This is a genomic window from Paenarthrobacter sp. 22069 (assembly GCF_052046035.1).
In the GTDB taxonomy this organism is placed as follows: Bacteria; Actinomycetota; Actinomycetes; order Actinomycetales; family Micrococcaceae; genus Arthrobacter.
In genome coordinates this window covers 1-11312 of sequence record NZ_JBQEQF010000045.1, presented here as the reverse complement: position 1 = coordinate 11312, position 11312 = coordinate 1, and the positions used below count along the sequence as shown (strand labels likewise).

10 protein-coding genes are annotated in these 11312 nt (G+C 62.0%); 2 read left to right on the top strand and 8 right to left on the bottom strand.

The features are described 5' to 3' along the window. The 7 genes from ACTJK0_RS20980 to ACTJK0_RS20950 form a co-directional block, all read right to left on the bottom strand. Positions 1-917: sugar phosphate isomerase/epimerase family protein (locus ACTJK0_RS20980; RefSeq protein ID WP_440746495.1), on the bottom strand; the 917-nt coding region annotated here is incomplete at its 3' end. Between the two features lie 213 nt (positions 918-1130). After that, the gene (locus tag ACTJK0_RS20975) at positions 1131-1991 is read right to left on the bottom strand and encodes a sugar phosphate isomerase/epimerase family protein (RefSeq protein WP_440746494.1); all 861 of its coding nucleotides are present in this window, start codon (positions 1989-1991) and stop codon (positions 1131-1133) included. A gap of 31 nt (positions 1992-2022) precedes the next feature. Next, complete coding sequence (locus ACTJK0_RS20970; protein WP_440746493.1) at positions 2023-3051, bottom strand: zinc-binding dehydrogenase; 1029 nt, start codon at positions 3049-3051, stop codon at positions 2023-2025. A gap of 21 nt (positions 3052-3072) precedes the next feature. Further along, positions 3073-3933: a carbohydrate ABC transporter permease gene (locus tag ACTJK0_RS20965; protein ID WP_440746492.1), complete on the bottom strand. Its 861-nt coding sequence runs from the start codon at positions 3931-3933 to the stop codon at positions 3073-3075. Continuing rightward, complete coding sequence (locus ACTJK0_RS20960) at positions 3933-4913, bottom strand: carbohydrate ABC transporter permease (protein ID WP_110543341.1); 981 nt, start codon at positions 4911-4913, stop codon at positions 3933-3935. Before ACTJK0_RS20960 ends, ACTJK0_RS20965 begins: the two co-directional genes overlap by 1 nt. Before the next feature lie 38 nt (positions 4914-4951). Further along, positions 4952-6379, bottom strand: coding sequence for an ABC transporter substrate-binding protein (locus ACTJK0_RS20955; protein ID WP_440746491.1), 1428 nt, complete (start codon positions 6377-6379; stop codon positions 4952-4954). A gap of 56 nt (positions 6380-6435) precedes the next feature. Then, on the bottom strand, positions 6436-7572 hold the full coding sequence (locus ACTJK0_RS20950; protein WP_440746490.1) for a Gfo/Idh/MocA family protein: 1137 nt from the start codon (positions 7570-7572) through the stop codon (positions 6436-6438). Between the two features lie 213 nt (positions 7573-7785). Between ACTJK0_RS20950 and ACTJK0_RS20945 the strand changes: the two genes are divergently transcribed. Both ACTJK0_RS20945 and ACTJK0_RS20940 read left to right on the top strand, forming a co-directional pair. Then, positions 7786-9063, top strand: coding sequence for an ROK family protein (locus tag ACTJK0_RS20945; RefSeq protein WP_440746489.1), 1278 nt, complete (start codon positions 7786-7788; stop codon positions 9061-9063). A gap of 249 nt (positions 9064-9312) precedes the next feature. Beyond that, positions 9313-10386, top strand: coding sequence for a helix-turn-helix domain-containing protein (locus tag ACTJK0_RS20940; protein ID WP_440746488.1), 1074 nt, complete (start codon positions 9313-9315; stop codon positions 10384-10386). A 492-nt stretch (positions 10387-10878) separates the two neighbouring features. Here the strand turns inward: ACTJK0_RS20940 and ACTJK0_RS20935 are convergent, their stop codons facing one another. Further along, entirely contained in the window at positions 10879-11256 is a 378-nt protein-coding gene (locus ACTJK0_RS20935; RefSeq protein WP_440746313.1) for a cupin domain-containing protein, read from the bottom strand. Between the last annotated feature and the right edge of the window lie 56 nt (positions 11257-11312).

Genomic DNA, 11312 nt, shown 5'->3' with positions numbered 1-11312 from the left:
GCGCCGTGGAGGCGGTCCATGCCGGCGTCTTCCCATTCGATGCTGATGGGTCCGTCGTAGCCGATGGCGGCCAGGGCCCGGAAGGAGGCTTCCCAGGGGACGTCGCCGCGGCCTGCGGAGACGAAGTCCCAGCCGCGGCGGGGGTCGCCCCAGGGCAGGTGGGAGCCGAGGACGGTGTTGCGTCCGGTTTGGCGGATCTTGGTGTCCTTGCAGTCCACGTGGTAGATCCGGTCCTTGAAGTCCCAGATGAAGGAGACGGGGTCGATGCCCTGCCACAGCATGTGGGAGGGGTCCCAGTTCAGGCCGAACGCTTCGCGGTGGCCGATGGCTTCGAGGGTGCGGACGGTGGTCCAGTAGTCGTAGGCGATTTCGGAGGGGTGGACTTCGTGGGCGAAGCGGACGCCGTTTTCGTCGAAGACGTCCAGGATGGGGTTCCAGCGGTCGGCGAAGTCCTGGTAGCCGGCGTCGATGACTTTCTCGGGGACGGGCGGGAACATGGCGACGTATTGCCAGATGGAGGAGCCGGTGAACCCGACGACGGTGTCCACGCCGAGGGCTTTGGCGAGCCGGGCGGTGTGTTTGAGTTCCTCGGCCGCGCGGGTGCGCACGCCTTCGGGGTCGCCGTCGCCCCAGACCCTGGATCCGACGATGGCCTGGTGGCGGAAGTCGATGGGGTCATCGCAGACGGCCTGGCCTTTGAGGTGGTTGGAGACGGCCCAGACCTTCAGGTTGTACTTGTCCAGGATTGCCAGTTTGGCGTCGACGTAGCCGGGTTCGTCCCAGCGCCAGGCGTCCAGGTGGTCGCCGGAAACGGCGATTTCCAGGCCGTCGTAGCCCCAGCCGGAGGCCAATTTGGCGACTTCTTCGAAGGGCAGGTCGGCCCACTGGCCGGTGGAGAGTGTGAAGGAGCGGGGCATGGTGGGGTTCCTTGGCCTTACTGGATAGTCTGGGGTAAATCGCCGGTGTCGGGCCGACGCGTCCGGGACAAAGGTTGTCGGTCCAGTTATGGCAGCACTTGTGCCTTGTGGGATTTCCGTTTGGAGGTCCGGGGACTGGAGATCGGGTTCGGCCAGGGAGGATACCGGCCGTTGCCGCTGCAGACCCCGGACCATGTGATGAGTCGAGGATTCTCAGAGGGCTTGGGATTTCTTTATGCAGTCCCTGACGTAGGCGTCGGCGGCGCGAAGCTGTTCGCCGATTTTTCCGAAGCTCCATCCCTGTGTTCCGTGGCATTTCAGGCTGGCGACGCCTTCGTACCCGACCCGGCGCAGCGTTCCCAGCATCACGGAATGGTCAAGTGTTCCGTCAGGACGGGGGAGTTGCTGGTCGGCGGGACCGAAGTTCAGCCCGTCTGTGCCGTGGCGGTAGGCGCGGTCGATGTCCCAGATGTAGTAGTAGAAGAGCCGTTTGCGTTCGGCCAGGAACGTGATCGCTTCGCTGATGGTGTCCTGCATCACCCACAGGTGCGGGGGAGCGATGCAGACGCCGAGGTAGGGGTCGTCGATGTCGCGGATGAGCCGTTTCATCTGGGCTAGGGTGTCAACGCCTTCGTCCCAGCGCTGGTCTTCGTTGGCGCCGGATTCGAAGTCGGCGGCGAAAGGGACGGTGAGATGGTTTTCGACTGCGATCCGGACTCCGCGGCGTGCTCCTGCTTCGACGATGGGTGGGAGGAAGGTGGAGACGAAGTCGGGGTAGTTGGCTTCGCAGTCGAAGATGAGGGTGTCGATTCCAAGGTCCGCGGCGAATTCGACGCGTTCAAGGATTTCGTCCTGGTTCTTTCCGTAGACGGTGAGGCCGCAGGGTTTGATCCCGTATTTGTCCAGCACTCCGAGGATTTTGGCGGGATCATCTCCGGGGTTGACGTGGTGGGCCAGCGGTGCGGCGGAGGACCAGAGGTTGACTTCCTTGAATCCGATGTCGGCAAGGTCGCGGATCGAGTCTTCGAAGCTGTGGTCGTGGTATGGGACGAGTTCGGCGGCATATCTGAACATGGGTTCTCTCCTTGGGAGGGTCTGACGGGGGTTACCAGACGAAGACGGCTTTTTCGGTTTCGCGCTGGTCGAAGGCGCGGAAGGCTTCCTCGGCTTGATCGATGGAAAAGTCGTGGCTGATGAGCTTTTCGACCGGAATTTTCTGGTCGATGACGAGGCGCACGATTTCTTCCCAGTCACTGATGGGGAAGTACCAGCCGCCGACGACGGTGAGCAGTTTCCTGAGCATCTGGTCGCTGGGATTGATCTGCGTAGCTCGCGACTCACCGACGAAAGCGACGGCGCCAAGCTTGGCGGCGGCGTCCAGGGCCGAGTTCTGCCCGGCGGGGTTGCCGGAGCAATCGATGCAGACGTCCGCTCCACGGCCTTGGGTGAGGTCACGGATCCGCTGGACGGCGTCGGCTGTCGTGCTGTTGATGACGGCGTCCGCGCCGAGCGAGCTGGCCTGTTCGAGCCGGTGGTCGATGACGTCGACGGCGATGACGCGGGCGCCGAAGGCTTTGCCGATGAGTACCGCGGCCGATCCCATTGGTCCCATGCCGAAGACGGCGACGGTTTTTCCGCCGGCCACGCGAAGCTGTTTTTGCACGTGGTATTGGCTGCCGACCATGTCGGTCATGACCGCCCCGGCGCGGAAGCTGAGTTCGTCGGGTAGCTGAAGACAGTTGCGTTCGGGCAGCACGAAGTAGTCGGCGTCACCGCCGTGGACGTCGAAACCGAAGCATTTCCACTGGTCGCACAGCATCATGTAGCCGCTGAGGCAGTACTCGCAGAACCCGCAGCCCACGGCGAGGTAGCCCGCGACACGATCACCTTCTTTGACGTGGGTCACGGCGCTACCGACTTTGACGACTTCGCCGGCTGCTTCGTGCCCGGGTATCACCGAACCTTGGCCGGCGCTTTCGCTGCCGACGATGGGGGTCCCATAGTAAATGCTCATGTCGCTGCGGCAGATCGCGGAGGCACGGGTCCGCACCAGCACCTCGTGCGGCCCAGGCTCCGGGACGTCGCGTTCCATGACGGTGACTCTTTTATCACCAGGAAGGATGACTGCTTTCATCTTTTCTTCTCCAATACTCATTTACTTGACTGCCCCGAAGGTGAGGCCGGCGACCATCTGGCGGCGCAGCACGACCATGAGCACCAGGATGGGGGCGACGATCAGGGTCGCAGCCGCGGTGATGTTGCCCCAGTCCGTGCCGTACATACCGGTGAACTGCTGCAGGCCCACGGGAGCGGTCTTGGCTCCGCTGCGGGTCAGGGACAGGGCGAACAGGAATTCGTTCCAGGACAGGACGATGGTCAGTACGGCGGCCGTCGCGACCGACGGCACTAGGAGGGGCCAGATGATCCGGCGGAGCACGTTCCATGTTGAGGCGCCGTCAACCATGGCTGCTTCCTGGATTTCATAGGGCAGCTGCAGGATCGAGCTGCGCAGGATCCAGACCACGATGGGCAGGTTGAAGGCAGCGTACGGGATGATCAGGGCCGGGTAGGTGTCCATGAGCCCGAGCTTGCCGGCGAAGACGAAGACCGGGATGACGGCGACGATGGGCGGGAACATATAGGTCGACAGAATCCAGGATGAGAGCCCCTTGCGGGCCCGGAAATCCCTCATGGTCAGGGCATAGGCGGCCGGGACACCCACACCGATGGCCAGGGCGGTGGCGCCGAGGCTGACGATTGCACTGTTGGTGAGCAGCTGACCGAAGCTTTCGGATTTGCCGCCGCCGGCTGACAGTACCGAGGCGTAGTTCTCCAGGGTGGGCTGGAAGATCCAGGCCGGGGGGATCTGGTTGGCGATCCCGGCCGGTTTGATGGAGGTGATGAACATGAAGACCAGCGGCACGAGACCGACCAGGAGCCATGTCCACAGGAAGGTGCGTCCGATGATGACGCGTGCCACGGTACCCCCGCGGCTGGTTGATGATGTCGTTGTCATTACATTTCCTCGGGGTCTGCTCGGCGGCCGATGATGCGCAGCATGAAGGGGATAAGGAGCGAGAGGATGATCAGGAAGACCACGCCCAGGGCGCAGGCGAGACCGACGTTGAAGCTTTGAAGGCCGACGCGGAAAATGCCCAGGTTGATGATCTCTGTGGATTCCCCGGGGCCGCCGCCGGTGAGGATCTTGAATGAATCGAACGTTTTGAAGGCCTGGATGGTGCGCAGCACGGCTGCGATGGCAATGAACGGCACCATGGCCGGGAAGGTGATGTGCCGGAACATCTGCCATGGGGTCGCTCCGTCGACCATGGCTGCTTCCCTGGGTTCCCCCGGCAGGGACTGCAGGCCGGCCATCAGGATCAGGGCGATGAACGGGGTCCACTGCCACATGTCGAGAATGACCAGGATGATCCATGCCGATGTCGGATCACCGAGCAGGTCGGTGCCTTTGGGGAATCCGAAGACGCCGAGGTAGTATCCGACCCACCCGTAGTTGGGGTTCAGCAACTGCTTGAACACCATGGCCGCGACCGCGGGGGTGACTGCGAACGGCAGCAGCATGAGCGCGGCCCCTACTTTATTGGCGCGGGTCTGGGCCGCCAGCGGGAGTGCCAGGGCGAAGCCCAAGATCATCTCCAGGATCACCGCGACCGCGACGAAGCCGAACGTGATCAGGAACGCGTGCTGGACCGAGGCGTTGGTGACTGCCGTGATGAAGTTGTCGAGTCCGACGAATTTGCCAACGCCCCCAAGGATCTTGTCGTTGCGGAAGGCCGAGTAGAAGATGAAAATGGCCGGGGCCACGGTCATCAGCAGCAGGACAAACATGGCCGGGGCCATGTACATCCATGGGGTCGAACGTTTTTTCCAGGTGAGCGTTTTCCTGCCGTGCGGGCCGGCCGTGGCTAGGCCGGCCGCGCGGCGGGAAGCGTCAACCGTCAAGGTCGCATCCAATGGTGCGGCGGTTGTTTTCATAATCGATACTCCTTGGGCGACCTTGGGCGGTCCGATGGTTAGTAGCCGGCCGATTTAAGGAGGGCCGAGACCTTGTCTGACGCGGACTTGAGGGCGTCCGAGGGCGAGGAAGCGCCTGTTGCTGCGTTGTTGACCGCGACGGCCACCTCGTGGCTGACTTCTGTGTAGTTGGTCAACCGTGCACGGCCTACGCCTTCTGCGAGGGATTTTCCGAGGGTGTCGTAGAAGGGTGCGAGGGGGTTATCGCTCTTGATTCCGGCAAAGACGGAGGTCCGGCTGGGGTGCAGGGACTTGGCGGTCATCGTCGTTTGCTGCTCGGCTGCGGTCAGCCAGCTGATCCCCTGGTAGGCCCACTCCTTGTTCTTGGAATTCTTGTTGACGCTCAGCATCCAGGTCCCGAAGTGGGGTCCGGTGGCCTTCGCACTGGGTACGGGGGCGTAGCCGATGGTGCCGCCTTTGACGTTGTCCCCGAGCTTGAGGTCGTGGTAATTGATGGTCATGGCGGTCAGTCCGCTGCCGAAGGATTCGGCGGTTGTACCCCAGTCCGCTGACGTGCTACCCGGGGGTACGTGTCCGCTTTGCGCCAGCTTGGCGTAGTAGTCCAGTGCCTGGGTTCCTTCGGGGGTGTTGAACGCGGGCTTCCCATCCTGGTCAGCCAGGGTCCCGTCTCCGCCGAAGGAGGCGAGCAGGGTTTTGAAGTCATCGGTGGCCCAGTCGCCGACTCCTGCCATGACCGTGGTGCCATAGAGCTTCTTGTCGGGCTGAGTGAAGAACTCCGCCACCTGGGCATAGTCGTCCCAGGTCTTCGGGACTGTGAGGTCCTTGCCGTACTTGGCCTTGAAGTTCGCCTTCTGGTCAGGGTCGTTGAACAGGTCGCTGCGGTAGGCCATGACGGCCACATTCGACTGGATCGGCATCCCGTACACGTCGAACCCGGAGTTCTTGATCGCGGAGGGGTCGGGCTTTGCCGTGGGGTCCGGGTAGCGTTTGATCGGGGAGTCCGCGTTGTAGACGGCCGTGTCGTAGAACACCTTGGGGATGAAGTCGCCCACGTTGGACTGCGGGCTGTCAGGGTTCAGGGCCCCGTTCTCGAGGTACGGGCTCAGGGGCTCGAGGTTCTGCACCAGGGCCGGCGCCCACGGAGTGTCGACGACGACTATGTCGTAGTAGTTGCTGCCGGACGCGAACTCGGAGAACACCTTCTGCTGCAGCGCGTCGTACGGCTGGTTATCGATCTTCAGATCGATGCCGAACTTTTCCTTGAACTGCGGCACCAGAGACGCAACGGCGGCGCTGTTGGCTTCATCGGTTGTGTAGAGCATCCGCAACTCTGCCGGTTTGGCCGCCGTCGTGCTGGGTGCTGATGACCCGCCCGTGCATGCGGTAGCCAACAGGGTTACGGTCAGCGCGGCCCCCAAGCCCGCTACGATGCGTGACCGCTTGAGGCGATCGAGAGATCGGATCATGCTATTGCCTTCTGACTTGTGGGCGCCCCGTGTACCGAGGTGTGGCTGGAGGATCTTCATTGGTGCGTTCCTTCTAGTTCTTTTACGGCCGGGACGTCGATCCACTCGGCGCGCTTGCTGGATTGGATGATGCTTTCGGTCAGGACGGCTGACCTGAGGCCGTCACGGAAGGTGGGCAGGCCATCGCGGTGGTCTCCGTTGATTGCGGCGTAGGTATCGGCGGCGAACGCATTGAACGCATCCTGATAGCCCTGGGGATGCCCCGCCGGCAGGACACTGAGCCGTGCGGCTTCGGGGCTAAGCGCGTCCGGGTCGCGGATAAGCAGCTGGGAACCGGCGCGTTTACCAAGCCACAACGTCTCCGGTGCTTCCTGGTCGAACTGGACCGAGCTCTCAGAACCCGAAATCTCGATCATCAGGCGGTTCTTCCGCCCAGGCGCGACCTGGCTGACCAGCAGATTTCCCACGGCGCCGTTCTTAGTCGCAAATACAGCGGCAACCAGGTCCTCCGTCTGGACGTCCTTGTGGTTTGCCCGGCCCGAGAAGAGAGTCCGGCTCAACGCACCGACCCGTGTTATTCGGTCCCCGGTCACGAATTCGAGGAGATCGCAGAGGTGGGACCCGATGTCGGCGAACGCCCGCGAAGGGCCACCGACCCCGGCGTCCACCCGCCAGTTATCGTCGTTGCGGGAAAGCAGCCAGTCCTGAAGATAGGAGCCTTGGATGGTAGAGATCAGGCCCGTCTGGCCGGATGCGATACGTTCCCGGGCTTCCCGTACCATCGGATGGAACCGGTAGACGAACGGAACGGTCGCGACAGTCCCGGCCTCAGCGGCCAGCTCCGCCAGATGGGTGGCATCCTGCACGTTGGTAGCCAGAGGCTTCTCGCAGACAACGTGCTTGCCTGCCTTCAGTGCTGCTTCCGCCAAGGCTAGGTGGGTGGCGTTCGGGGTGCAGACGTGGATGACGTCGATCATGTCATCCTCGATGAGGTCCTGGGCGGAGGCGTAAGCCTGTTCGACGCCCAGGCGGTCTCTGGCGCGGGCGGCACTGCCAGGGCTTGAGGAGGCGATGCCGGCGATTGCCGCGCCGGCAGCACGGGCGGCTCTGCTGTGCACGTAGGCCATGAACCCGGCACCGACGAACCCGACCCGTAACCGGGAGGGGACTGTCGTGGTTCTGTCGTTTTCCATGCCGAAACAGTGACACGCAGCACGGTGCTTTGGTCAGTCACTCAGCAAAAGTCTGCACCTTTTGACGCTGTTCACGATGGAACGCAGACCGAAGTTGCACTTTTTGATGCTACGGCCATCGACGAGTGGACGGGGACGAGTGGTCGCCTTGACACTGAGTGGAGATGAGGCCCCCCGGGGTCTGTGAGCCTGATGTGTCAAGAATGGAGAGACATGGACAACGGTGGTGCCGGTGAACTTTTGCGTATCCTGCGCGACGGACACCCGCGAACCAGGGCAGATCTGGCCGGGATAGCAGGCTTGGGTCGAGCCGCCATCAGTTCCCGCCTCGAGGCGCTCCTGGAACTCGGGCTCGTTGTACCTGTGTCGGACGCGGTTTCCACTGGAGGCCGCCCCTCGGCGCGACTAGCCTTCAACCCCGGTGCAAGGCTGGCCGCTGCCGCCGACGTCGGCGCCACACACGCCACGGTCGCGCTCACGGACCTGTCGGGAAGGGTACTCGTGGAATCCACTGAACGACTTGAGATTTCGTCCGGACCGCAAGTCGTTTTGGACTGGCTATTGATGACCTTGAAAGGTCATTTGAAAGCGGTGGGCCGTCCGGCGGCGGATATACTCGCGGTTGGGATCGGGCTGCCCGGTCCGGTGGAACACTCCACCGGAAAGCCGATCAGTCCGCCGATCATGCCGGGATGGGACAGATTTGATGTTCCCGCTTACGTTCAGCAGACCTTTGACGTTCCCGTACTCGTCGACAACGACGTCAATCTTATGGCCCTCGGCGAGCGGGCGACACGCTGGCCCAACGAGGACAACATGATCTTCCTTAAAGTCGCCACCGGCATCGGCTCGGGCGTCATTAGTGGAGGAATGTTGCAGCGGGGCGCGGCAGGCGTCGCAGGAGACGTCGGCCATATCGCTGTTTCCCGGGGGGCAGGAATGCTATGTCGCTGTGGCAAGAGTGCCTGCCTGGAAGCCATAGCTGGCGCCCAGGCTATCGCCGCGCAGCTCCGCGAAAACGGACTCGAAGCAACCACCGCAAACGACATCGTCTCACTCGTCCGGTCCGGCGATTTGGCGGCTATTCAAGCCATCCGGCAGGCTGGCCGCGACATCGGGGAAATGCTCAACATGTGTGTGAGCCTCATTAACCCTTCCCTGATTGTTGTCGGCGGATCCCTTGCACAATCTGGAGAACATCTGATCGCCGGAATCCGTGAAACGGTCTACGCGCGCTCAACACCTTTGGCGACCCAGCATCTGAATATCACCCAATCCGAAACGGGGCCGGAAGCCGGAGTAGTTGGGGCGGGCATGTTGGCCGTCGAATATGTCCTCGCCCCTCACCGAGTCAATGATTTGGCAACCCAGCTGCATTCCAGCGGACACGAAGATACTCACGATCTCCAGAAAATGGAGCACGCCACCCGGACATCATCCCAGGCGCCCCTTGACGCGGGGGCCAGACAATTGCAGGACGCGTTTCCTTGATCACGTCTCCGAATGAAGATCCGGAAGACAGACACGCAAGGGTGTAAGGCTGCGGGTTGGATCATTTCTCCCTGCACCCGCCCTCTTCAGGGACACACCCAGGCCTCGGCGGTGGCAATGCTCGTCGTGTGGTGTGCCTGTACCGACTCATTAACGCCAATCAAGGGCTATATACACGTAAAATAGCCCTAACAGCGGGCGTCCTTTCGACCGGTCCTATGGGCATCGCAACACCGTCCTCACGGCGTCGTGGCAGCTCCCAAGACCGCCATAGTGGTTCAGCTGGTGAAGGAGGACGGCATGCCTCAACCTGGAAACGAGAACAGCAGCCGCCTGCGACGATATGTAGTGCCGGAGGGGCTAAATCCCGAACAAAGGTTCGAACATTGGCGCGCGTGGTATGGCAGTGCCGTCGAAATCCCAATGCAGTTGGAAAAGTCGGCACGTCAGACTCCTGCGTCCTTCAGTCCTTCAGCCATTACTCTTACCGGGCCCGGCTTCAGCCTCATAGAAATGTACAACGGACCCGCATTGGGCTCGTGGGCTCCGAATCCCGACGCGGCGGACCTGCGCCTGGCCTACTTCCGCAAGGCGCCGGGGCTAACCCTAGCTCCCGATGGCGTGCCTGAGCCGGTACCACCGGGCTCCGTCAGGTTCATCGATACCTCGCTGGGCGGAAGTTTCGATGCGCCCGAAGGATTTCACGCCTTGCAGCTTAACATCGACCGCAGCAGCCTGAATCTGAGCGCGGCCGAACTGCGCTCCTTGCTTCGCCTGCCTGACCTGGCAAAACACCCAATTGTGGGCACATTCGTGATCCCTGCACTTATGAGTTGGAAGCGGCCGGGCATCGACCGGGAGGCATCGGGAACCGCAGACATCCTCAGATCCGTGATGGCGACCCTGGTTGGTTCCCTGCTCGAAACGCCGGTCGACGATGAGGCCCAGAAACCAGCCCTAAGCCGGGCGGTGAAGAAATACCTTGATGCCAGCTATGACAATCCTGAACTGGACGTGGCAATGGTCGCCGAAAGGTTCAATCTCTCCCGTCGCTCCCTGTTCTACTTTTTCGAGAATGAAGAGCTCCACTTGGGTGAGCGCATACGCGCCTTGAGGACGCGCAAAGCGCTGGAGCTCCTCCTTCAGGCCCACGCCCAAAGGATCACCTATTCAGAAATTGCAGCATCGTGCGGATTCACCAACGTACAAAGCATGCGCCGTGCGGTGAAGGAGTTCACTGGGATGAATGTGAGGGAGATTCACCGCTCCGAGACCGGAGTTCGTGTTGCGCTGCAACAGCTGCGGGGTTCGCTGATCCCCTAGCGACTGACCGAGCTCGCGGAGGCAGCAAAAGCCTCACTCCCATCGCCTCCAGCATTTCTCCTGCTGGACCAAACCCTTGAATACCGCGGCGAAAAGAGCATTGCAAGCATTGCCGGTGACGGCGGCCTTGGGCGGGAATCCCACGAAATACTGGCAGGAAAGAGCCCCTTCTCCAGCCTCTCCCCAGTCTTTTTCAAACGCCGATAGTGACGATTTCGTCAAGCTATAGCTTCAGTGGGGGAGAGGTCGCTCCGTCTTACTGGTAGCCGCTGTGGCGCCCGTAAGAATGGGATGCGTGGGCAAGTCTGAGGTTGGCGTTGGGTTCGGACAGCACGCATTCCTGCAGATCCGTGGGGAGCTTTTTTCGGCCTTCGGCTGCTCAAAGGCGTTGTTCGTTGGCTGGATCACAGACAGGGTGTCGCACGCCTACCGTTGATTGTGCAGCTATCTTGCCCGGACAGAGATTCAGCAAGCCGTGACGCGATGGACTAGTTACAGCGGGTGCTTACCGGCAGTGGGAGGAGGCGACGCATCGGCCCTGGCCATCCGTGCCCCCTTCGCCGATCCCAAGTTGGAGTAGTCGGCCGGCCGGGGCTCGCCCCAGATAACCATCACCTTCAGCGGCCCCTCGCCGGTGTTGCGCAGATCGTGCCGCGTTCCCACCCTGGCCAGGACGGCGTCACCGACTCCTACCGAATATGTTTCGTCTTCGACGGTCATTTCACCCGTGCCCTCCGTGACAACATAGATCTCCTCCAGGGGGCGGCCAGGTTCCGCATGTGAATGCATACCCTCGAAGCCTCCTGCAGGCAGCTCCCAGGTCTGCACTGCCACAGGCAGCTCGGACTGACCGTAAAAAAGCCACTGCATCTGCAGTGGTGAGCCCTCATGAAGGCTGTAACGAAAGGCGTATGTTCCGGCTCTTT